This is a genomic window from Streptomyces minutiscleroticus, from assembly GCF_014650875.1.
In the GTDB taxonomy this organism is placed as follows: domain Bacteria; phylum Actinomycetota; class Actinomycetes; order Streptomycetales; family Streptomycetaceae; genus Streptomyces; species Streptomyces minutiscleroticus.
Genome location: NZ_BMVU01000012.1, coordinates 96,039 through 117,293 on the forward strand (window position 1 = coordinate 96,039; position 21,255 = coordinate 117,293).

Sequence of the window (21,255 nt, forward strand, 5' to 3'; positions counted from 1 at the left end):
AAATCCGGTTTACGAGGACCTGCGGCGGCGTGCGCCGGGGCGGATGTGGTCGAGGGCCACGAGCAGGACGCCCAGGCCGTAGAAGGTCAGACCCAGGACCGTCGCGTTGCCCAGGGCGCCGATGTAACCGATCCTCTGCGGGTTCAGGAACGGGTACAGGTAGCGGGTCCCGGCGTCCGGCAGGGACAGCGCGCCCAGAACGGCGACGAGGACCGCGTAGAGCAGCGGGCAGACGAGCCAGGACGCGGCGTAGGACAGGCGCAGCGAGGCGGGGCGGGTCAGCAGCAGCCAGTCCAGCAGGGCGGCGAGGGGGAGCGCCGTGTGCAGGAGGTGGAGGGAGACCGCGTGCCAGCCGGTCACGGGGACCTGGCCGCCCGTCATGGAGGGGCCGCTCGTGGCGTCCGCCACGACCAGGTGGTGGACCAGGCCCGCGACCGTGACGTACAGCAGCGTGGCGCCGGTGAGGGCCGGGGGCAGCGGGCGGCGGGCGGTCCAGGCGCGTCCCGCCGACAGGGCGTACACCACGGCCGCCAGGGCGCCGGCCTGGACCGTGAAGTAGCTCAGGGTGCGCAGCGGGCTGCCCAGGAGCAGTTCGAGGGCCACGCCCGCGGCCGCCGTCAGGGCGATCAGGGCGCGGTAGCCGGCGGCGAGGGGCTGGCGCACGCGCGGAAGCACCGCGTCCGCCGGGACGACGGGCATGACGGCCGCGGACGCGGCGGCGGCGACCCCTGGGATGGCCGGGAGATCGGGGAGATCCGTGGGTATGGGGGCGGTCATGCCCCCAAAGTAGGTATAGGGGACAAAAGGTGCGACGGGTGATGGGCTGTTCGGGTGGCGCCTGCTGCCTGCGCCACCCTCTGCCGCCTGCCGCCTGCCGCCTGCCGCCTGCCGCCTGCCGCCTGCCGCCTGCCGCCTGCCGCCTGCCGCCTGCCGCCTGGGCGGCGGAGGGCGCGGGCGGTCCCGGCCGCGGACTCGCCGGGGCCGCCCGCAAGGGCCGTGCCTAGGCCCGCGGTGCCAGCGTCAGCAGCGTCGCCTCCGGCGGGCAGGCGAATCTCACGGGGGTGTAACGGTTCGTGCCGCAGCCCGCCGAGACGTACATGTAGGAGGTCCGGTCGTCCACCGTGTGCGTGGACAGGCCCTTGACCCGGTCCGTGTCCAGGTCGCAGTTGGTGACGAAGGCGCCGTAGAAGGGCAGGCACAGCTGGCCGCCGTGCGTGTGGCCGGCCAGGATCAGCGGATAGCCGTCCGCGGTGAACGCGTCGAGGCTGCGGAGGTAGGGGGCGTGCACGACGCCCATCGAGAAGTCGGCCGAGTCCGAGGGGCCGCCCGCCACGCGCGCGTACCGGTCGCGCTTGATGTGCGGGTCGTCGATGCCGGTCAGCTCGATCTCGTAGCCGTCGATCTTCAGGGTGCCCCGGACGTTCGTCAGGTTGAGCCAGCCCGCCGTGTCGAAGCCGTCGCGCAGCTCCTCCCAGGGGTTGTGCACCACGTTCCGCGCCGGGGCGTTGCCGTTGAGGCCGTGCTTGCCCTGGGTCTTCTCGATCAAGTACCGCGCGGGGTTGCGGAGTTTGGGGCCGTAGTAGTCGTTCGAGCCGAAGACGTACGCCCCGGGGAACTCCATCAGCGGTCCCAGCGCGTCCAGGACCTCGGGCACGCCCTCCGGGTCGGAGAGGTTGTCCCCGGTGTTCACCACGAAGTCGGGGCGCAGACCGGCCAGGGAGCGCAGCCAGCGCTGCTTCTTGCGCTGTCCGCTGACCATGTGGATGTCGGAGACGTGCAGCACCCGCAGGGGGCGCATGCCGGGGGGCAGCACCGGCACCGTGACCCGCCGCAGCCGGAAGGAGCGGGCCTCGAAGCCCGCCGCGTACAGCAGTCCGGCGGCGCCAACCGCCGTGATTCCCAGGGGTACTCCGTATCGCGCGCGCATGGCCCCATCGTGTCAGACCGCGCGGATCTGCCGCGCCGGCCTGTGGACAACCCGAAATGAAGGGGCGCCCGGCCTTCCGTACCTGCGACAATCGAGCCATGACCACGCTCAAGTCGAAGCTGCAGGAAGACCTCAACGCCGCGATCAAGGAGCGCGACGAGCTCCGCTCCTCGACGCTCCGGCTGACCCTCGCCGCGATCACGAAGGAGGAGGTCGCGGGCAAGGAGAAGCGCGAGCTCTCCGACGACGAGGTGCAGAAGGTGATCGCCAAGGAGGCGAAGAAGCGCCGCGAGGCGGCCGAGGCCTTCGCGCAGGGCGGCCGCGCCGAGTCGGCCGAGCGGGAGCGGGCCGAGGGCGAGGTCCTCTCCGCCTACCTGCCCAAGCAGCTCTCCGACGACGAGCTCCGGCAGATCGTCGCGCAGGCGGTCGAGGAGGCGAGGGCGGCCGGCGCCGAGGGGCCGCGCGCCATGGGCCAGGTCATGAAGATCGTGAACCCGAAGGTGGCGGGCCAGGCCGAGGGCGGCCGCGTCGCCGCGGCCGTCAAGAAGATGCTCGCCGGCTGACGCCCGGCTGCTCACCGGCCGGCACCCGGCCCCGGACGCGCGGGAAGAGCGCGGGACACGGGGCGCACGACATGGGGAAGGGGTGCCCCCGCCGCCGGGGGCACCCCTTCCCCATGTCACCGTGCCCCCGCGGACCGCGCGGAGGAGGCGGTCACCGGCTCACTGCCACCAGCCGCCGTTCCCGTTCCCTCCGCCGTTGCCCCCGCCGTTGCCGTTGCCCCCGCCGTTCTCGTTGCCGCTGATCCAGCCCTCGGGGATCGAGAAGGTCGGCTTCGGGAAGGCACCGCCGTCGTTGCCGCCGTTGCCGTTGCCGTTGCCGCCTACGACGCCGTTGTTCCCGCCGTTGGCGGCGCCGCCCCCGTCGTCGTTGCCGCCGTCGTCCCGGTCGTCGTCGCCGCGGCCGCCGCCGTCGGGAATGTCCACGAGGGTGAAGTCCGGCGCGTCCTTGCCCTCCAGGGCGCCCGCCATCATGTCCCGCCAGATCGGTCCGGGGACCTCACCGCCGTACACCTTGTCGTAGTACCGGCCGCCGATGGAGATGCTGGTCATCCGCCGCTTGTGCGCCGGGTCGCCGACCCAGACGGCGCCCGCCATGTTCGGGGTGTAGCCGACGAACCAGGCCGCGTACCGGAAGTCCGTCGTACCGGTCTTGCCCGCGCTGGCGCGGCCGCTGAGGCCCGCCTGCTGCCCCGTACCGTCCTCGACCACGCCCCTGAGCAGCGTGTTCATCGTGTCGGCGGTCCTCTCCGACATCGCGCGCGAGCAGGTCGACTTGGGCACGTCCAGGGACTTCTTCTCGTCGCCGACCTGCTGGCTGACCGACTCGATGGCGACGGGCGTGCAGTACGTGCCGCGGGAGGCGAAGGTCGCGTACGCGTTCGCCATCGTCAGCGGCGACATCTCCTGCGTGCCGAGCGCGATCGACGGAGCCTGGACGATCTTGCCGCCGTCCGCGCGCTCGACGCCCATCTTCTTCGCCATCCGCGTGACCGGGCAGATGCCGATGTCGCTGATCAGCTGCACGTAGTAGGTGTTGACCGACTTGGCGGTCGCCTCCTTCATGCCGTACGGGCCGACCTCGGACTCGTTCTCGTTGCTGAGCGTCGCGCCCTCGGTGTTCACCCACTTCTTGCCGTCGCACACCGAGACCGGGCTCGGGTACTCCATCTCGTACGGCGAGGAGTAGCTCTGCCCCGCGGACCTGCCGCCCTCGATGGCGGCCGCGGCCACGATCGGCTTGAAGGTCGAACCGGGCTGGTAGCCCGCGCCGCCGCCCATCTCCTTGTCGACGGAGAGGTTGATGGTGGTCTCGTTCTTGGACAGGCCGTACGGGCGGGACTGGCCCATCGCGAGGATCTTGCCGGTGCCCGGCTCCACGATGGTCGCGGCGGTCGCCACGTCGTCGCTCTTGTTGACGTGGTCCTGCACCGAGGCCTGGACCGAGTCCTGCGCCTGGGGGTCCAGCGTCGTGCGGATCGTCAGACCGCCCTGGTTCCAGATCTTGGCCCGCTTCTCCTTCGTCTCGCCGAAGGTGGGGTCGTTCAGGACGACCTCGCGCACGTAGTCGCAGAAGAAGCCGGCGCCCTTGACCGCGGTGATGCAGCCGTTCTTGGGTCTGCTGACGTCCAGCCCCAGCGGTCTCCTCTTGGCCGCGTCGGCCTCCTGCTGCGTGATGTCGTGCACCTCGGCCATGCGCTGCAGCACGACGTTGCGCCGCTTGGTGGCCTCCGCCTCGTCGTTGACCGGGTCGTACCGGGTCGGCGACTGGACGATGCCGGCGAGGAGCGCGGCCTCCTCCAGCTTCAGGTCCTTGGCGGGCTTGGAGAAGTAGCGCTGCGAGGCGGCCTCGACGCCGTACGCCTGCTGCCCGAAGAACGTGATGTTGAGGTAGTTCTCCAGGATCTTCTTCTTGCCCAGCTCCTCCTCGACCTGGATCGCGTACTTCAGCTCGCGGACCTTGCGGCCGAGGGTCTGCTGGGTGGCCTGGGCGACCTTCGTCGGGTCGTCGCCGGCCTCCTCCACGAAGACGTTCTTCACGTACTGCTGCGTGAGCGTCGAGGCGCCCTGGGCGACGCCGCCGCTCTGCGCGTTCTCGTTCAGCGCGCGCAGGATGCCCTTCAGGTCCACCGCGCCGTGCTCGTAGAAGCGGGAGTCCTCGATCGCGACGATCGCCTTCTGCATGTACGGCGAGATGTCCTCGAGGTCGACCACCGTGCGGTCGCGCGAGTAGACCGTGGCGATCTGGCCGCCCTCGCTGTCCAGGATCGTGGTGCGCTGGCTCAGCGGCGGGCGCTTGAGGTTCGCCGGGATCTCGTCGAATCCCTCGACCGAGCCCTTCGCCGCGAGGCCCAGCGCGCCCGCGGCCGGCAGCGCGATGCCCGCCATGACCGCACCCGCGAGCACACTGACACCGAGGAACTTGGCGGCCTGCTGCGTTGGCGACAGACCCCCGCCCGAGCGCTTTTTTGCCATGAGGGCAGCCTAATCCGTAGTCCGAGCCGTTCCGAGGGAGCGCCTGTCCGTCGGGATGTTCGCGTACCGGATCGTGACATCGGCGGGCGGCGGGGCCCCGGCCCGCACCGTGGCCGACCGCAGGCGAAGGCGCCCGGCCGTGCTCCGTCCGGCGGCTTCCGCTTCACGGCACGGCAACGGGAGGCACCGACGTTTCCATTTCCCGGACACGCGTATATGCCTTGGCCTAAGCTGCTCTCGACTGTCACAGCAGCGCGGTCGGGTACCTATACGTACGGCGGACCCGAATCGTTCCGGAGATCCTCCACTTTTCCCGTGGGGCGTGTCCGAATCCGCCTCGTGCGTCGCTGGTTGTCCGATGTGACCCAGGGAAACTGTCCCGTTCTGCCGGGATGGTCGCGTATGTCGCGGGGTCACTCCCCCGGGTGATCTGCCGCTTACCCATAGTCCGTTCGGACCATTCAAGATTGGGCCCGACGGGGGTGTTGCGCCGTGCCCACCTTCCGTAACGTCCTCAACTGGCGGCGGTGAATATGCCGCTGCCGCCGTGGGGGAGCCTCGATTCGGGAGAGGACGGCGCCGGTATGGGCTGGGTAACCGACTGGAGTGCGCAGGCGGCCTGCCGCACTACCGATCCGGATGAACTGTTCGTTCAAGGAGCAGCGCAGAACAGGGCCAAGGCGGTGTGCACCGGATGCCCGGTGCGCACGGAGTGCCTGGCCGACGCGTTGGACAACCGCGTCGAATTCGGCGTGTGGGGTGGCATGACGGAGCGGGAGCGCCGTGCCCTGCTGCGCCGGCGTCCCACCGTCACCTCGTGGCGCAGGCTGCTCGAGACCGCGCGTACGGAGTACGAGCGCGGAGCGGGACTGCTGCCCGTCGACGAGGAAGAGACGTACGAGAACTACGCGGCGGTGGGCTGACCGGCCTCCGCCGATCGTCCCTCACGCTTCTCGTCCCGCTCCGGCCACGTCGTCGTCACGACCGGCCGCGAGCCGGTCCCCGATGTCCCGCAACCCCGCGAGGTCGTGCACGTCGCCGGGGAGCGCGGCCACTTCCGCCACCGCCACCTCGGGGTGGAGCGCGGCGAAGCGGTCACGCGTGCGCTGCTCGCGGGAGAGCAGTTGCATGCGGTCGGCGTGGAGCCTCAGCAGGCCCGCCGTGAGCCGGTCCACCGTCCTGTCCTGCGCGACGGCCTCCGGGCCGGTCCGATCCGTGGCGGGGGAGCCTTCGTCGGAGGTGGGGCCGGGAGCGCCGGACGCGTCCGTGGCGGTTTCGGAGCCGGTGGTCGGGGACGTGGGAGAGTCTGAACTGGCGTACGTGTCGGGAGAGTTACGAACAGCAGCCTTCCCGTCCGTCTGATCGACAATGCGGGAGTCGTCAAGATTTTCCGCGGCGGCGAGCGCCCGCTCGGCGGAGAGCCGGGCGGCGCCGCTGCCGTGGACCCGGTTGAGCACCAGACCCGCGAGCGGCATGTCCTCGGCCGCCAGCCGCTCCACGAAGTACGCGGCCTCGCGCAGCGCGTCCCGCTCCGGGGCCGCCACCACCAGGAAGGCCGTGCCGGGCGCCTGCAGGAGCTTGTACGTGGCGTCCGCGCGGGTGCGGAAGCCGCCGAACATCGAGTCCATGGCGGCCACGAAGGTCTGCACGTCCTTCAGGAGCTGGCCGCCGAGCACCTTGCCGAGGGTGCCCGTCATCATCGACATGCCGACGTTCAGGAACTTCATCCCGGCCCGGCCGCCGACCTTCGCGGGCGCCAGCAGGAGGCGGATCAGCTTGCCGTCCAGGAAGGACCCCAGCCGCTTCGGGGCGTCCAGGAAGTCCAGCGCGGAGCGCGAGGGCGGGGTGTCGACGACGATGAGGTCCCACTCGTCGCGGGAGCGCAGCTGGCCCAGCTTCTCCATCGCCATGTACTCCTGCGTGCCGGCGAAGCCCGCGGAGAGGGACTGGTAGAAGGGGTTGCGCAGGATGGCGGCCGCCCGCTCGGGGTCCGCGTGCGCCTCGACGATCTCGTCGAAGGTGCGCTTCATGTCGAGCATCATTGCGTGCAGCTCGCCGCCGCCGGTCTCGTCGATGCCCTTCACCCGGCGCGGGACGTTGTCGAGCGCGTCGATGCCCATGGACTGGGCGAGGCGGCGCGCGGGGTCGATGGTGAGCACGACGACCTTGCGGCCGCGCTCGGCCGCGCGCAGCCCCAGGGCCGCCGCGGTGGTGGTCTTGCCGACGCCGCCCGAGCCGCAGCAGACCACGATGCGGGTCCTCGGGTCGTCGAGCAGCGGGTCGACGTCCAGGACGCGTGCCGGGTCCAGACTCATGAGATCCCTTGCTGACGCAGTTCCGTGGCGAGTTCGTACAGTCCCGCGAGGTCCATGCCCTCGGCGAGCAACGGCAGTTCGTGCAGGGACAGGTCCAGCCCGCGCAGCACCTCGCGCTGGGCGCGCTCCAGGGCGTACCGCTCGGCGTACTCGCCGGCCTGGGCCAGCAGGGGGTCCACCAGCCGCTCGGCGGTGCCGCCGCGGCGGGCGCCGCCGAGGCCCACGGACGACAGCGACCGGGCGACGGCGGCCCGGGGAGCGTCCCGCAGAAGCCGCAGGTCCTCCTCGTCGAGGACCGCGGGGCGGACCATGTTCACGATGACGCGGCCCACCGGGAGCTGGGCGGCGCGCAGCTCGGCGATGCCGTCCGCGGTCTCCTGGACGGGCATCTCCTCCAGCAGCGTCACCAGGTGGACGGCCGTCTCGGGCGACTTCAGGACCCGCATGACGGCCTGGGCCTGGTTGTGTATCGGGCCTATCCTCGCCAGGCCCGCCACCTCGTCGTTGACGTTCAGGAAGCGGGTGATGCGGCCGGTGGGCGGGGCGTCCATGACCACGTAGTCGTAGGCGAACCGGCCGTCGCGGTCCTTCCTGCGCACCGCCTCGCAGGCCTTGCCGGTCAGCAGGACGTCCCTGAGGCCGGGCGCGATCGTCGTCGCGAAGTCGATCGCGCCGAGCTTCTTCAGGGCGCGTCCGGCGCCGCCCAGCTTGTAGAACATCTGGAGGTAGTCCAGCAGCGCCCGTTCGGGGTCGATGGCGAGGGCGTACACCTCCCCGCCCCGCGGAGCGACGGCGATCTTCCGCTCCTCGTAGGGCAGCGCTTCGGTCTCGAAGAGCTGCGCGATGCCCTGTCTGCCCTCGACCTCCACCAGGAGGGCGCGCTTTCCCTCGGTCGCGAGGGCGAGCGCGAGGGCGGCGGCGACCGTGGTCTTTCCGGTCCCGCCCTTGCCGCTGACGACCTGGAGCCTGCTCACGTATGCGAGCCTAACCAGTCCGCGCCCGGGCTACGCGGGAGGCCGTGGACGACAGCGGCTACAGTCGGCCACATGACCAAGTGGGAATACGCAACCGTGCCGCTGCTCGTCCATGCCACGAAGCAGATCCTGGACACCTGGGGCGAGGACGGCTGGGAGCTCGTCCAGGTCGTGCCCGGGCCGAACAACCCCGAGCAGCTGGTGGCCTACCTGAAGCGCGAGAAGACCGCGTGAGCCTCGTCGAGGGGCGGATCGCGGAGCTCGGGCTGACGCTGCCCGAGGTCGTCCCGCCGCTGGCCGCGTACCAGCCGGCCGTCCGCAGCGGCGCGTACGTGTACACGGCCGGGCAGCTGCCGATGGTGGAGGGCAGGCTGCCCGTCACCGGCAAGGTCGGCGCCGAGGTCACGCCCGAGGAGGCCAAGGAGCTGGCCCGCACGTGCGCGCTGAACGCGCTGGCCGCGGTCAAGTCCGTGACGGGCGACCTCGACCGGATCGCGCGGGTCGTGAAGGTCACGGGCTTCGTCGCCTCGGCCCCCGACTTCACGGGTCAGCCCGCCGTGCTCAACGGCGCCAGCGAGCTGCTCGGCGAGGTGCTGGGCGACCGCGGCGTGCACGCGCGCAGCGCGGTCGGCGTCGCGGTGCTGCCGCTGGACGCGCCCGTCGAGGTCGAGATCCAGGTCGAGCTGGCGCAGGACTGACCCGGTTCGGGGCCGGGCCGGGCGAGAGCGGCCGGACGGGCCCGGCCCGCCGCCTCCGGCGGCCGGTCACGGGTCCGTCCCCGGGTTCCCGGAAGTGTCCGGAATGCGTGCCTCTCGAACATCAGCGCACTACGGGATAGCCTCCGCCCATGGCGAACGGTCAGTGGTACCCCCCGGAGTGGCCCGGTCGCATCCGCGCGCTGGCGGACGGCGAGCTCACCCCCGTGACCCCGCGCAGGGCCGCCACCGTCATGCTGCTCAAGGACGGCAGCGGTGGCGCCCCCGCCGTGCACATGCTGCGCAGACGCGCCTCCATGGCCTTCGCCGCGGGCGCGTACGCCTACCCCGGCGGCGGGGTGGATCCCCGGGACGACGACCGCCGCGTCCGCTGGGCGGGTCCCCCGCGCGCGTGGTGGGCCGACCGGCTGGGCGTCGACGAGGACTCCGCCCAGGCCGTCGTCTGCGCGGCGGTGCGCGAGACGTACGAGGAGGCGGGCGTCCTGCTCGCCGGGCCGACCGCCGGCACCGTGGTGGGCGACACGACGGGCGACGACTGGGAGGCCGACCGCGCGGCCCTGGTCGCCCGGGAGCTGTCCTTCGCCGAGTTCCTGGAGCGCCGCGGCCTCGTCCTCAGGTCGGACCTGCTCGGCGCCTGGGCGCGCTGGATCACCCCGGAGTTCGAGCCGCGCCGCTACGACACCTGGTTCTTCGTGGCCGCCCTCCCGGAGGGGCAGCGCACCAGGAACGCCTCCACGGAGGCCGACCGCACCGTCTGGATCCGCCCCGCCGACGCCCTGGAGGCGTACGACCGGGGCGAGCTGCTGATGATGCCGCCCACCGTGGCGACCCTGCGCCACCTGTCCGCGTACGCCTCGGCGGCCGACGTGCTCGCCGACGCGCCCGGCCGCGACCTCACCCCCGTCCTGGCCGGCGCCCGGCTGGTCGACGGCGAACTGGTGCTCAGCTGGCCGGGGCACGAAGAGTTCACCAAGCACGTACCGACCGGGGGAGCCCCCGCATGACGGAAGCAGCGGCCCTTCCCGGGCAGCCCCGCGGCGGGGTGCTCTCCGGCTCCGCCACCGCCCGGACCGTGAACGTCCTCGCGCCCAACGCCTCCGCCATGACCCTGGACGGCACCAACACCTGGATCGTCGCCGAGCCGGACTCCCGCCTGGCCGTCGTGATCGACCCGGGGCCCCTGGACGAGACCCACCTGCGGGCCGTCGTGGAGACCGCCGAGCGGGCCGGGAAGCGCGTCGCGCTGACCCTGCTGACCCACGGCCACCCGGACCACGCGGAGGGCGCCGCCCGCTTCGCCGAGCTGACGCGCACGCCCGTGCGGGCGCTCGACCCGCGGCTGCGGCTCGGCGACGAGGGGCTGGCGGCCGGTGACGTGGTGACGACGGGCGGCCTGGAGCTGCGCGTCGTTCCGACGCCCGGCCACACCGCGGACTCGCTCAGCTTCCACCTGCCGGCCGACCGGGCCGTCCTGACCGGCGACACCGTCCTGGGGCGCGGGACCACCGTGGTGGCCCACCCCGACGGCCGCCTCGGCGACTACCTCGACTCGCTGCGGCGGCTCAGATCGCTGACGGTCGACGACGGGGTGCACACCGTGCTGCCGGGCCACGGGCCGGTCCTGGAGGACGCCCAGGGGGCCGTCGAGTTCTACCTGGCACACCGGGCCCACCGGCTCGCCCAGGTGGAGACGGCCGTCGAGGACGGCCATCGGACGCCGTCCGAGGTCGTCGCCCACGTGTACGCGGACGTCGACCGCTCCCTGTGGCCGGCCGCGGAGCTGTCGGTCCGCGCTCAGATGGACTACCTGAGGGAGCACGGGCTGATCTAGCGGGGCACGGGCCGCGCGGCGGGAGTGCGGGCCGGTGCGCGGTGCGCCAATCCGCCGAGGGGGCGAACGCGGAAGGGTTCCGCCCCGGACCGGGGCGAACCCTTCGCGCACTGTCCGTCCGCCGCCGCACGGCCGTGGCCGCCGCGGCGAGGGGTGGTCAGCGGGACCGCTTGGCGAGGCGCTCCACGTCCAGCAGGATCACGGCGCGGGCCTCCAGGCGGAGCCAGCCGCGGCCGGCGAAGTCGGCGAGCGCCTTGTTGACCGTCTCGCGGGAGGCGCCGACCAGCTGGGCCAGCTCCTCCTGGGTCAGGTCGTGCACCACGTGGATGCCCTCCTCCGACTGCACGCCGAAGCGGCGCGACAGGTCGAGGAGCGCGCGGGCGACACGGCCCGGGACGTCCGAGAAGACCAGGTCGGACATCTGGTCGTTGGTCTTGCGCAGCCGGCGGGCGACGGCGCGCAGCAGGGCGGCGGCCACCTCGGGACGCGCGTTGAGCCACGGCTGGAGGTCGCCGTGGCCGAGGCCCAGCAGCTTGACCTCGGTCAGCGCCGTGGCGGTGGCCGTGCGCGGGCCCGGGTCGAACAGCGACAGCTCGCCGATCAGCTCGCCGGGACCGAGGACCGCCAGCATGTTCTCGCGGCCGTCGGGGGACGTGCGGTGGAGCTTGACCTTGCCCTCGGTGACCACGTAGAGGCGGTCACCCGGATCACCCTCGTGGAAGAGCGCGTCGCCGCGCGCGAGGGTCACCTCACTCATGGAGGCGCGGAGCTCCGCGGCCTGCTCGTCATCGAGCGCCGCGAAGAGCGGGGCGCGCCGCAGAACGTCGTCCACGAGTTCTCTCCTTGTCGACCTGCATCAGGGGACCTCGTTCCCCATCTTGCCGGACGTTTACAACAGTGTGATCTGTCACAAGGATGCCGTACCGGTGTCCCGTGCAGTGCGGCAGGGGGCCAATCGGGGGCCGATCCCGTGCGGCCGGGGCGGATGTCGGCGCCGGGCTTTAGGCTGGCCGGGTGTCCAAATCGCCGGTGAGAGCACAGGCCGAGGGGGCTGCGCGGGTGACCGTACGTCCTGATTCCGCTGTGGGCGAACGGGCGCCCGGCGGAACGGATGACCCGGCGAATAGGGCAAAAGGGTCACCTGTGAAGAAGTCCGCGGCCGAAAGGCCCACCGCGGCGAAGCAGGCGGCGACCACCGCCGGGAAGACCGGGAAGACGACGACGGTGAAGAAGACGACCACCGCCAAGAAGGCGGCCACTGCCAAGAGGGCGACCGCCGCCGGGAAGGTCCCGGACGACCGGCCGGCCGCGGGGGAGACCGCGGAAAGGACCGCCGGAACCGTGACGAAGAAGACCATGGAGACGGCGAAGAAGACCACGGGTGCGGCGAAGAGGACCGCCGGGACGGCGGGGAAGTCCGCCGGGACCGCGGCGAAGAGGACCGCCGGGGCGGCGAAGAAGGCCGCTGGGACGGCGAAGAAGACCGCCGGGAAGGCGGCCGGGAAGGCCGCTTCCGGCCGGGCGCCCGCCGTCGCCCCCGCCCGGCCCCCGAAGAACGAGTCGCGCACCGCGCTCGTCCGCCGCGCCCGCCGGATCGACCGGGAGCTCGCCGAGGTCTACCCGTACGCCCACCCCGAGCTGGACTTCGAGAACCCCTTCCAGCTCCTGGTCGCCACGGTGCTCTCCGCGCAGACCACCGACCTGCGGGTGAACCAGACGACGCCGGCGCTCTTCGCCAGGTACCCCACCCCGGAGGACCTCGCCGCCGCCGACCCGGAGGAGGTCGAGGAGATCCTCCGCCCGACCGGCTTCTTCCGGGCCAAGACCAAGTCCGTCATCGGGCTGTCGAAGGGGCTCAGGGACGACTTCGGGGGCGAGGTGCCCGGCCGCCTGGAGGACCTGGTCAAGCTCCCCGGAGTGGGCCGCAAGACGGCCTTCGTCGTGCTCGGCAACGCGTTCGGGCGGCCCGGGATCACCGTGGACACCCACTTCGGGCGGCTCGTGCGGCGCTGGAAGTGGACCGAGGAGACCGACCCGGACAAGGTCGAGGCGGCCGTCGGCGGGCTCTTCCCGAAGAGCGACTGGACGATGCTCTCGCACCACGTGATCTTCCACGGCCGCCGGATCTGCCACGCCCGCAGGCCCGCCTGCGGCGCCTGCCCCATCGCTCCGCTCTGCCCCGCGTACGGCGAGGGCGAGACGGACCCGGAGAAGGCGAAGAAGCTTCTGAAGTACGAGAAGGGAGGCTTCCCGGGGCAGCGCCTGAAGCCCCCGCAGGCGTACCTCGACGCGGGCGGCGTCCCGGCGCCCCCGCTCGGCGCCGCCGTGGCGAGGCCGGAGGCGGAGGCGGCCTCCGGCGGCGAGAGGGCCGGGGGCGAGGCGCCCGCACCGGAGGCCGGATGACCCCGGAGGGGAGCGGGGCGGGACCGGCGGCGGTCCGGGCGATCCCGCCGGAAGGAAAGGTTCCGGCACAGCGGGCCCTACGGGCGGAACGAACCACGGGACGCCACGCGTTGAGTCCCGCAGAACGGGGGTGGCGATGACGCACGCGAGCCACATGCACGACGGGGAGCTCGTCCTGAGCACGGACGGCCTGCCCGGCTGGCTGGACCCGGTGGTGCGCGCCGTGGAGACGGTGCGGCCGCGCCAGCTGAGCCGGTTCCTGCCGCCGGCCGACGGCACGGGCCGCCCGTCCGCCGTGCTGATCCTGTTCGGCGAGGGCGAGCGCGGCCCCGAGCTGCTGCTCATGGAGCGCTCCGGGTCGCTGCGCTCGCACGCGGGGCAGCCCGCGTTCCCCGGCGGCGCCCTCGACCCCGAGGACGGCGACCCGCAGGGCGACGCCCCGCTGCGGGCCGCGCTGCGCGAGGCCGAGGAGGAGACCGGCCTCGACCCGCGCGGCGTCCAGCTCTTCGGCGTCCTGCCGAAGCTCTACATCCCGGTGAGCGGCTTCGTGGTCACGCCCGTCCTGGGCTGGTGGCGCGAGCCGAGCCCGGTCGGCGTGGTCGATCCCGCCGAGACGGCCCGGGTCTTCACCGTTCCCGTGGCGGATCTCACGGATCCCGCCCATCGTGTGACGACGGTGCACCCCAGCGGCCACCGGGGCCCGGCATTCCTGGTCGAATCGGCCCTCGTGTGGGGCTTCACGGCCGGCATCATCGACCGCCTTCTGCACTTCGCGGGCTGGGAGCGCCCCTGGGACCGGGACAAGCAGGTCCCGCTCGACTGGCGCGCGTGACAGGGTGGCGTGCGTGCTGTGTATCCGCCGGGGCCGCCGCGCCCTCCTGCCGCCGTGCGGCCCGCCGTCGTACGGGCCGCCGCCGTGCGGCCCGGGACCACGGCCGGAACGCGGCGACCGTGACGTGACGAGGCGAGGCCTGAACCTGTGAACGTGCTGGACATCCTGTTGCTGGTCGCCGCCGTCTGGTTCGCGATCGTCGGCTACCGGCAGGGCTTCGTCGTCGGCATCCTGTCGGTGATCGGCTTCCTCGGCGGCGGCCTGGCAGCGGTCTATCTGCTGCCCGTGCTCTGGGACGTCCTGACCGAGGGGTCCGAGGTCAGCACCTCCGCCGCCGTCGTCGCGGTGATCATCGTCATCGTCTGCGCCTCGGTCGGCCAGGCGCTCACCACGCACCTCGGCAACAAGCTGCGCAGATACATCACCTGGTCCCCGGCCCGCGCCCTGGACGCCACGGGCGGCGCGCTCGTGAACGTCGTGGCGATGCTGCTCGTCGCCTGGCTGATCGGCTCCGCCCTGGCCGGCACGACGCTGCCGACGCTCGGCCGCGAGGTCCGCGATTCCACGGTGCTGCAGGGCGTCTCCCGGGCGCTGCCCGACCGGGCCGACACCTGGTTCGCCGACTTCTCCTCGGTCCTCGCGCAGAACGGCTTCCCGCAGGTCTTCAGCCCGTTCTCGAACGAGCCCATCACCGAGGTGCAGGCGCCCGATCCGGCGCTCGCGGACAGCCCCGTCGCCGCCCGCGCCAAGCGGTCCATCGTCAAGGTCACCGGCACCGCGCAGAGCTGCGGCAAGGTCCTCGAAGGCACGGGCTTCGTCTTCGGCGAGCGCCGCGTGATGACCAACGCCCACGTGGTCGGCGGCGTGGACGAGCCCTTCGTGCAGATAGGCGGCGAGGGGCGGCGCTACGAGGCGAAGGTCGTCCTCTACGACTGGCAGCGCGACATCGCCGTGCTCGACGTACCGGACCTGAACGCGCCCGTGCTGCGCTTCGCGGACGAGGACGCGGACAGCGACGACGACGCGATCGTGGCGGGCTTCCCCGAGAACGGCGCGTACGACGTGCGCCCGGCGCGCGTGCGCGGCCGCATCACCGCCAACGGCCCCGACATCTACCACCGCGACACCGTGCGCCGCGACGTCTACTCGCTCTACGCGACGGTGCGTCAGGGCAACTCCGGCGGTCCGCTGCTCACGCCCGACGGCCGGGTGTACGGCGTCGTGTTCGCGAAGTCCCTGGACGACCCCGACACCGGCTACGCGCTCACCGCGGACGAGGTCCGCGAGGACGTCGCCCGGGGGCGCAGCGCCAACCAGCAGGTGGACAGCGACAGCTGCGCGCTGTGACGGCCAGGGCGACCGGTGCGTCCGCACCGCCCGGCGTCAGGACCTGACGCCGGGCCGGCTCCACGTGGGGTCGGCGGGGCGGAATCGGCCCCGGGAGATCAGTCCTTGGGGTGGCGCAGGCGCGCCGAGACCCAGCGGGCCCGGCGCCTCAGGATGTGCGGGATCCCCACGCGGGGATCGGCGGCCACCACCTGCGGGGTGCTCCTCTGATACGAGGTCAGCCCGCTGTCCGGGCGGCGGTTGCGTGCTGCGTCACTGTAGTCGTGCGTCCAGCCCATACCCCGACCTGTGCCCCTGGCCCATGGTCGGTAACCGCCTCTGGTGCGTCCAATTGGCCTATGCGCGAGGCAAGTGGCGTTCATAGGACAAACGCTGCCGGACGTACCCAGTACGGGCCTGCGAAGGACCGGGAGCCGGGCCGGGGCCCCGGCCCGGGGAGCGGGGCCGGACAGCGGCGGCCGCGGCCGTGGGGACGGCGGCCCGGACAGGGGGAACAGCGGCCCGGACAGAGGGATCAGCGGTCGGGCTCGGGGTCCTTCAGCCAGTTGACCAGCTCGGCCGAGAAGGCCGCCGGGTCCTCCTCGTGCGGGAAGTGCCCGAGCCCGTCGAACAGCCGCCAGCGGTAGGGGGCCTCGACGTACTCGCCCGACCCCGCGGCGCTGCGCGTGCGCATCACCGGGTCCAGCGACCCGTGCAGATGCAGCGTCGGCACCCGCACCGGCCGCTTCATGCGGCGGTTGAACTGGATGCCGTCGGGCCGCGCCAGCGAGCGGACCATCCACCGGTACGGCTCGATCGAGCAGTGCGCCGTCGAGGGGATGCTCATGGCGCGCCGGTACGCCTCCACGGCCTCGTCGTCGGGCAGCCGCGGCCCGGACCACTCCCGTACCAGACGGCCCACCAGGGCTCCGCCGTCCGCCATGAGTTGACGCTCCGGCAGCCAGGGCCGCTGGAAGCCCCAGATGTACGAGCTCGCGGCGGTCTGCCGGACGTCGGAGAGCATCGCCGAGCGCCACCGCCGGGGGTGGGGCATGGAGGCGACCGCGAGCCGGCGCACCAGCTTGGGGCGCATCACCGCGGCGGTCCAGGCCAGGTAGCCGCCGAGGTCGTGGCCGACCAGGGCGGCGTCGGGCTCGCCCAGGGAGCGGACGACGCCGGTGATGTCGAGGGCGAGGTTGGCGGGGTCGTAGCCGCGCGGGGTGCGGTCGCTGCCGCCGACCCCCCGCAGGTCCATGGCGACCGCGCGGAAGCCCGCGTCGGCGAGCGCCACCAGCTGGTGCCGCCAGGTCCACCAGAACTGGGGAAAGCCGTGCAGCAGCAGGACCAGCGGCCCGTCGCCCAGCTCGGCGATGTGGAAGCGCGCGCCGTTGGCCGCGACGTCCCGGTGGATCACCTCGTGTCCGCCGGGGATGTCGAGCCGGACGACCGAGGCGGGTTGGGCCGAAGGGGTGGCGGGGTCCGTCATGAGGACGAGCGTGCCACAGCCTCGGCGTGCGTACTGCCCGGGCCCGCGGAGTTCTGCCGGGGGTGCGGCTTGGCGTGCTGCAGGACGGACGCCGTCTCCTTGACCGAGGCCGCGGTCTTCTGCGGGCCCTTGCCCTTCTTGGCCTTCTTCGCGAAGACCAGGCCGATGAGCGCGAGGAACCCGGCGACCAGGACGTTCGCGGCGAAGGAGAGCAGGAAGCAGACGGCGAGGTTCCAGTCGCTCCAGGTGCGGATGCCGTACGCCAGGGCGAAGCTGAGCATGGGCAGCGAGAAGATCAGCACCGCGCCGGCCGCGGAGAAGGCGCCACCGCTGACCGCGCCGCGCTTGACGTCCTGCTTGAGCTGCGCCTTCGCCAGCGCGATCTCGTCGTGCACCAGCGCGGACATCTCGGTCGTCGCCGAGGCGAACAACTGGCCGATGCTGCGTTCGGCGCCGACCGGGCTGCCGTCGGGTGCGCTCATCGCGGTCTCCCTGCTCTCTGCGGACTGTGCCGCGGTGGGTCCGCGGGCGGCCCGCGGTACTGCCGCGGACTGCTGCGGACGTTATGGATGGACAGGTCAGATCATGCCGGACTGTCGTGCTGGTCGCCTGCCCCGCCCATCACTTCGGCAAGCCTTCGATGCTCGGCGGCCTTCCGCTCGTGCATCTCGGCCATCCGCAGGTGGTACTCCGGGTCGTCCTGCTCGTACACGTCGGGGATGCCGTCCTGGTCCTCGTCGCGCTCCTCGGCCTCGCACAGCCGCCGGTACCGGTCGTTGCGGATCTTCAGCAGGACGGAGGACAGCACGGCCGCGATCACGGAGCCGGTGAGGACGGCCGCCTTCACCTCGTCGGTCAGTGCGGCGTCCCCCTCGAAGGCGAGCTCGCCGATGAGCAGGGAGACCGTGAAGCCGATGCCCGCCAGCACGGCCACCGCGAAGACGTCGGCCCAGGCCAGCTCCTCGGACAGCGACGCACGGGTGAAGCGGGCCGTCAGCCAGGTGCCGCCGAGGATGCCGAGGGTCTTGCCGACGACGAGCCCGAGGACGACACCGAGGGTCTCCGGCCGGGAGAACACGTCGCCCAGTGCCCCGCCCGACAGTGAGACACCGGCGCTGAACAGTGCGAACAGCGGCACGGCGAGTCCGGCGGAGAGCGGGCGCACCAGGTGCTCGATGCGCTCCCCGGGGGAGGTGCGCTCGCCCTCGCGGGGGGTGCAGCGCAGCATGAGGCCCATCGCGACGCCGGCGATGGTGGCGTGGACGCCGCTGTTGTACATCAGCGCCCAGACCACCAGCGCCAGTGGCACGTACACGTACCAGCCGCGGACCCCCGTCCTGAGCAGCACCCAGAAGACGGCGAGGCCGGCCACGGCGCCGCCCAGCGCCGCGAAGTCCAGGTCCGAGGTGAAGAAGACCGCGATGATCAGGATGGCGAAGAGGTCGTCGACGACGGCGAGCGTGAGCAGAAAGGCGCGCAGCGCGGACGGCAGGGAGGTGCCGATCACCGCGAGGACGGCGAGCGCGAAGGCGATGTCGGTGGCGGTGGGCACGGCCCAGCCCGCGGTGGAGCCGCCACCGGCGACGTTGACCAGGGTGTAGACGAGCGCGGGCGCGGCCATGCCGCAGAGCGCCGCGATCACCGGCAGGGCCGCCGCCTTCGGGTCGCGCAGGTCGCCCGCGACCAGTTCGCGCTTGAGCTCGACGCCGGCGACGAAGAAGAAGACGGCCAGAAGTCCGTCGGCCGCCCAGTGCCCCACGGACAGGTCCAGGCCGAGCGCGGCGGGGCCGAGGTGGAAGTCGCGGACGCTCGCGTAGCCGTCGCGCAGACCGGGAACGTTGGCCAGGACCAGGGCCAGGACGGCGGCCGCCAGCAGGAGGACGCCGCCGACCGTCTCGGTGCGCAGCGCCTCGACGACGCGGGTGCGCTCGGGCAGGGAGAGGCGGCCAAGGGCCTTGCGGGAGTCGGTGCGGGGTGCGGTCACGGTGCGGACCTCCGGTCGGCGGGCAGGGCAGAAGACCTGCCGACCAGACTTCCCGGCGCACCTGATGTCGCGTGTCGCGTCGCTGACGCGCTCGTCATGCTACCCGCGCCCCCCGCGGGCACACCTGGCGCGAGCGGCGCACGACGCGGAAGGGGCACCCGGCGCATGCGCTGCCGGGTGCCCCTGGAGAGGCGCGGTCAATCCCTCGCGCACTCCTGTGGCCGAATGGCTCAGTCGTCGCTGGAGGTCGTCGGGAGCTTGGACTGGATGAGGTCCATGACCGTGGAGTCCGTCAGGGTGGTGACGTCCCCCAGCTCGCGGTTCTCGGCGACGTCGCGCAGCAGACGGCGCATGATCTTGCCGGAGCGGGTCTTGGGCAGCTCGGCCACCGGCAGGATCCGCTTGGGCTTGGCGATCGGGCCGAGGGAGGTGCCGACGTGGTTGCGCAGCTCGGCGACCAGGTCCTCGGTCTCCGCGGCCGAGCCGCGCAGGATCACGAAGGCGACGATGGCCTGGCCGGTGGTCTCGTCCGCGGCGCCGACGACCGCCGCCTCGGCGACCGAGGGGTGCGAGACGAGCGCCGACTCGACCTCGGTGGTGGAGATGTTGTGCCCGGACACGAGCATCACGTCGTCCACCCGGCCGAGCAGCCAGATGTCGCCGTCCTCGTCCTTCTTGGCGCCGTCGCCCGCGAAGTACCTGCCCTCGAAGCGCGACCAGTAGGTGTCGATGAACCGCTGGTCGTCGCCCCAGATGGTGCGCAGCATCGACGGCCACGGCTCGGTGAGGACCAGGTAGCCGCCCCCGCCGTTCGGGACCTCATGGGCCTCGTCGTCGACGACGGTGGCCGAGATGCCCGGCAGCGGGCGCTGGGCGGAGCCCGGCTTTGCCTCGGTGACGCCCGGCAGCGGCGAGATCATCATCGCGCCGGTCTCGGTCTGCCACCAGGTGTCCACGACCGGGGTGCGGTCGGCGCCGATGTGCTTGCGGTACCAGACCCACGCCTCGGGGTTGATCGGCTCGCCGACCGAGCCCAGGACGCGCAGCGACGACAGGTCGAACTTGGCGGGGATGTCGTCGCCCCACTTCATGAACGTGCGGATCGCGGTGGGCGCCGTGTAGAGGATCGTGACGCCGTACTTCTGCACGATCTCCCAGAAGCGGCCCTGGTGCGGGGTGTCCGGCGTGCCCTCGTACATGACCTGCGTCGCGCCGTTGGCCAGCGGTCCGTAGGTGATGTACGAGTGCCCGGTGACCCAGCCGATGTCGGCGGTGCACCAGTAGACGTCGGTCTCCGGCTTCAGGTCGAACACCGCGTGGTGGGTGTACGCGGTCTGGGTGAGGTAGCCGCCGGAGGTGTGCAGGATGCCCTTGGGCTTCCCGGTGGTGCCGGACGTGTACAGGATGAACAGCGGGTGCTCGGCGTCGAACGCCTCGGGCGTGTGCTCCGCGGACTGCCGCCCGGTGATCTCGTGCCACCAGACGTCGCGGCCCTCGGTCCACGCGACGTCCTGGCCGGTGCGGCGGACCACCAGGACGTTGCGGACGCCCTCGGTGCGGGTGAGCGCCTCGTCGACGGCGGGCTTGAGGGCGGAGGGCTTGCCGCGCCGGTAGCCGCCGTCGGAGGTGATGACCACCTTGGCGTCGGCGTCCTTGATGCGGGTGGCGATGGCGTCGGCCGAGAAGCCGCCGAAGACCACGGAGTGCGCGGCGCCGATACGGGCGCACGCGAGCATCGCGACGACCGCCTCGGGGATCATCGGCAGGTAGACGGCGACCCGGTCGCCCTTCTGGACGCCCAGTTCGGTCAGGGCGTTCGCGGCGCGCGAGACCTCGTCCTTGAGCTGGGCGTAGGTGATGGTGCGGCCGTCGCCGGGCTCGCCCTCGAAGTGGATGGCGACGCGCTCGCCGTGCCCGGCCTCGACGTGCCGGTCCACGCAGTTGTACGCCACGTTGAGCCTGCCGTCCTTGAACCACTTCGCGAACGGCGGGTTCGACCAGTCCAGGGTCTCGGTCGGCTCGGTCTCCCAGGTCAGCCGGCGGGCCTGCTCGGCCCAGAAGCCGAGCCTGTCAGCCTTGGCCCGTTCGTACGCCTCCGCGGTGACGTTGGCGTTCGCGGCCAGGTCGGCGGGCGGCGCGAACCTACGCTCTTCTCGAAGCAGGTTGGCCAAGGATTCGTTGCTCACGACATCTCCCTTTCCCAGGGTGTCCGTTGTGTCCCGGGCCACAGCTCATCAGACGGAACCCCTGATGACAAGGGTCGGCCGACAAGTGGTTTAGACCTGTCGGACGTGCTGGCGGACCGGGGCCATACGTTCCCACGGACGTGGAGGGCGTCCGGTTCAGACACACCGGCCGTCCGCCACGGCGGGTGCCCCGCACCGCATGTCGCGCACCACGTGCCGCGTACCGCAGCCGTGCACAGC

General features: G+C 72.4%; 20 protein-coding genes. 9 read left to right on the forward strand and 11 right to left on the reverse strand.

Features of this window, described 5'->3' with window-relative positions; genetic code table 11:
* Positions 1-9: 9 nt before the first annotated feature.
* Together IE271_RS15175 and IE271_RS15180 are read right to left on the reverse strand one after the other, a co-directional pair.
* On the reverse strand, positions 10-777 hold the full coding sequence (locus IE271_RS15175) for a Pr6Pr family membrane protein (RefSeq protein WP_190190819.1): 768 nt from the start codon (positions 775-777) through the stop codon (positions 10-12).
* A 223-nt stretch (positions 778-1,000) separates the two neighbouring features.
* Complete coding sequence (locus IE271_RS15180) at positions 1,001-1,927, reverse strand: metallophosphoesterase (RefSeq protein ID WP_190190820.1); 927 nt, start codon at positions 1,925-1,927, stop codon at positions 1,001-1,003.
* A 98-nt stretch (positions 1,928-2,025) separates the two neighbouring features.
* On the opposite strand from IE271_RS15180, the gene IE271_RS15185 reads away from it, so the two are divergent.
* Complete coding sequence (locus IE271_RS15185) at positions 2,026-2,490, forward strand: GatB/YqeY domain-containing protein (protein WP_190190821.1); 465 nt, start codon at positions 2,026-2,028, stop codon at positions 2,488-2,490.
* A 159-nt stretch (positions 2,491-2,649) separates the two neighbouring features.
* Here the strand turns inward: IE271_RS15185 and IE271_RS15190 are convergent, their stop codons facing one another.
* Positions 2,650-4,962, reverse strand: coding sequence for a transglycosylase domain-containing protein (locus IE271_RS15190; protein WP_190190822.1), 2,313 nt, complete (start codon positions 4,960-4,962; stop codon positions 2,650-2,652).
* Positions 4,963-5,546: 584 nt separating this feature from the next.
* Between IE271_RS15190 and IE271_RS15195 the strand changes: the two genes are divergently transcribed.
* Positions 5,547-5,885: a WhiB family transcriptional regulator gene (locus tag IE271_RS15195; protein ID WP_190190823.1), complete on the forward strand. Its 339-nt coding sequence runs from the start codon at positions 5,547-5,549 to the stop codon at positions 5,883-5,885.
* A gap of 21 nt (positions 5,886-5,906) precedes the next feature.
* Here IE271_RS15195 and bagB read toward each other — a convergent pair whose 3' ends face one another.
* Complete coding sequence (gene bagB, locus IE271_RS15200) at positions 5,907-7,277, reverse strand: ATPase BagB (protein WP_190190824.1); 1,371 nt, start codon at positions 7,275-7,277, stop codon at positions 5,907-5,909.
* Positions 7,274-8,251, reverse strand: coding sequence for an ATPase BagA (bagA, locus tag IE271_RS15205; protein WP_190190825.1), 978 nt, complete (start codon positions 8,249-8,251; stop codon positions 7,274-7,276). Before bagA ends, bagB begins: the two co-directional genes overlap by 4 nt.
* Before the next feature lie 72 nt (positions 8,252-8,323).
* Between bagA and sp36 the strand changes: the two genes are divergently transcribed.
* From sp36 to IE271_RS15225, 4 genes are all read left to right on the forward strand, one after another.
* Positions 8,324-8,485, forward strand: a complete 162-nt coding sequence (sp36, locus tag IE271_RS15210) for a Sp36 family protein (protein ID WP_093601778.1) — start codon at positions 8,324-8,326, stop codon at positions 8,483-8,485.
* Positions 8,482-8,949, forward strand: coding sequence for a RidA family protein (locus tag IE271_RS15215; RefSeq protein WP_190190826.1), 468 nt, complete (start codon positions 8,482-8,484; stop codon positions 8,947-8,949). The genes sp36 and IE271_RS15215 overlap by 4 nt, the downstream gene beginning before the upstream one ends.
* A 149-nt stretch (positions 8,950-9,098) precedes the next feature.
* Positions 9,099-9,971: an NUDIX hydrolase gene (locus IE271_RS15220; protein WP_190190827.1), complete on the forward strand. Its 873-nt coding sequence runs from the start codon at positions 9,099-9,101 to the stop codon at positions 9,969-9,971.
* A complete protein-coding gene (locus IE271_RS15225; RefSeq protein WP_190190828.1) occupies positions 9,968-10,798 on the forward strand; it encodes an MBL fold metallo-hydrolase in 831 nt (276 codons plus the stop codon). Before IE271_RS15220 ends, IE271_RS15225 begins: the two co-directional genes overlap by 4 nt.
* Positions 10,799-10,955: 157 nt before the next feature.
* On the opposite strand, the gene IE271_RS15230 is transcribed toward IE271_RS15225, so the two are convergent.
* Positions 10,956-11,630, reverse strand: coding sequence for a Crp/Fnr family transcriptional regulator (locus IE271_RS15230; protein ID WP_006382668.1), 675 nt, complete (start codon positions 11,628-11,630; stop codon positions 10,956-10,958).
* A 524-nt stretch (positions 11,631-12,154) separates the two neighbouring features.
* Between IE271_RS15230 and nth the strand changes: the two genes are divergently transcribed.
* The 3 genes from nth to IE271_RS15245 all read left to right on the forward strand — a co-directional run bounded on the left by nth (position 12,155) and on the right by IE271_RS15245 (position 15,380).
* On the forward strand, positions 12,155-13,201 hold the full coding sequence (gene nth / locus IE271_RS15235) for an endonuclease III (RefSeq protein WP_373308772.1): 1,047 nt from the start codon (positions 12,155-12,157) through the stop codon (positions 13,199-13,201).
* Positions 13,202-13,337: 136 nt separating this feature from the next.
* Positions 13,338-14,033: an NUDIX hydrolase gene (locus tag IE271_RS15240; protein WP_190190829.1), complete on the forward strand. Its 696-nt coding sequence runs from the start codon at positions 13,338-13,340 to the stop codon at positions 14,031-14,033.
* 147 nt (positions 14,034-14,180) lie between these two features.
* Positions 14,181-15,380 (forward strand): MarP family serine protease, encoded by a 1,200-nt coding sequence (locus IE271_RS15245; RefSeq protein ID WP_190190830.1) that lies wholly within the window; start codon positions 14,181-14,183, stop codon positions 15,378-15,380.
* Positions 15,381-15,478: 98 nt separating this feature from the next.
* On the opposite strand, the gene IE271_RS15250 is transcribed toward IE271_RS15245, so the two are convergent.
* From IE271_RS15250 to acs, 5 genes are all read right to left on the reverse strand, one after another.
* Complete coding sequence (locus tag IE271_RS15250; RefSeq protein ID WP_190190831.1) at positions 15,479-15,658, reverse strand: hypothetical protein; 180 nt, start codon at positions 15,656-15,658, stop codon at positions 15,479-15,481.
* 236 nt (positions 15,659-15,894) lie between these two features.
* Entirely contained in the window at positions 15,895-16,845 is a 951-nt protein-coding gene (locus IE271_RS15255; RefSeq protein ID WP_190190832.1) for an alpha/beta fold hydrolase, read from the reverse strand.
* The gene (locus IE271_RS15260) at positions 16,842-17,327 is read right to left on the reverse strand and encodes a phage holin family protein (protein WP_190190833.1); all 486 of its coding nucleotides are present in this window, start codon (positions 17,325-17,327) and stop codon (positions 16,842-16,844) included. Before IE271_RS15260 ends, IE271_RS15255 begins: the two co-directional genes overlap by 4 nt.
* A gap of 101 nt (positions 17,328-17,428) precedes the next feature.
* Positions 17,429-18,829, reverse strand: a complete 1,401-nt coding sequence (gene nhaA / locus IE271_RS15265) for a Na+/H+ antiporter NhaA (RefSeq protein WP_190190834.1) — start codon at positions 18,827-18,829, stop codon at positions 17,429-17,431.
* Between the two features lie 230 nt (positions 18,830-19,059).
* On the reverse strand, positions 19,060-21,057 hold the full coding sequence (gene acs / locus IE271_RS15270) for an acetate--CoA ligase (RefSeq protein ID WP_190190835.1): 1,998 nt from the start codon (positions 21,055-21,057) through the stop codon (positions 19,060-19,062).
* Positions 21,058-21,255 lie beyond the last annotated feature (198 nt).

Excerpts from the sequence above, each read along its gene's own strand:
- IE271_RS15175 (WP_190190819.1), bottom strand. The coding sequence starts at position 777 with ATGACCGCCCCCATACCCACGGATCTCCCCGATCTCCCGGCCATCCCA.
- IE271_RS15180 (WP_190190820.1), bottom strand. The coding sequence starts at position 1,927 with ATGCGCGCGCGATACGGAGTACCCCTGGGAATCACGGCGGTTGGCGCC.
- IE271_RS15185 (WP_190190821.1), top strand. The coding sequence starts at position 2,026 with ATGACCACGCTCAAGTCGAAGCTGCAGGAAGACCTCAACGCCGCGATC.
- IE271_RS15190 (WP_190190822.1), bottom strand. The coding sequence starts at position 4,962 with ATGGCAAAAAAGCGCTCGGGCGGGGGTCTGTCGCCAACGCAGCAGGCC.
- IE271_RS15195 (WP_190190823.1), top strand. The coding sequence starts at position 5,547 with ATGGGCTGGGTAACCGACTGGAGTGCGCAGGCGGCCTGCCGCACTACC.
- bagB (WP_190190824.1), bottom strand. The coding sequence starts at position 7,277 with ATGAGTCTGGACCCGGCACGCGTCCTGGACGTCGACCCGCTGCTCGAC.
- sp36 (WP_093601778.1), top strand. The coding sequence starts at position 8,324 with ATGACCAAGTGGGAATACGCAACCGTGCCGCTGCTCGTCCATGCCACG.
- IE271_RS15220 (WP_190190827.1), top strand. The coding sequence starts at position 9,099 with ATGGCGAACGGTCAGTGGTACCCCCCGGAGTGGCCCGGTCGCATCCGC.
- IE271_RS15225 (WP_190190828.1), top strand. The coding sequence starts at position 9,968 with ATGACGGAAGCAGCGGCCCTTCCCGGGCAGCCCCGCGGCGGGGTGCTC.
- nth (WP_373308772.1), top strand. The coding sequence starts at position 12,155 with ATGGAGACGGCGAAGAAGACCACGGGTGCGGCGAAGAGGACCGCCGGG.
- IE271_RS15240 (WP_190190829.1), top strand. The coding sequence starts at position 13,338 with ATGACGCACGCGAGCCACATGCACGACGGGGAGCTCGTCCTGAGCACG.
- IE271_RS15250 (WP_190190831.1), bottom strand. The coding sequence starts at position 15,658 with ATGGGCTGGACGCACGACTACAGTGACGCAGCACGCAACCGCCGCCCG.
- IE271_RS15255 (WP_190190832.1), bottom strand. The coding sequence starts at position 16,845 with ATGACGGACCCCGCCACCCCTTCGGCCCAACCCGCCTCGGTCGTCCGG.
- IE271_RS15260 (WP_190190833.1), bottom strand. The coding sequence starts at position 17,327 with ATGAGCGCACCCGACGGCAGCCCGGTCGGCGCCGAACGCAGCATCGGC.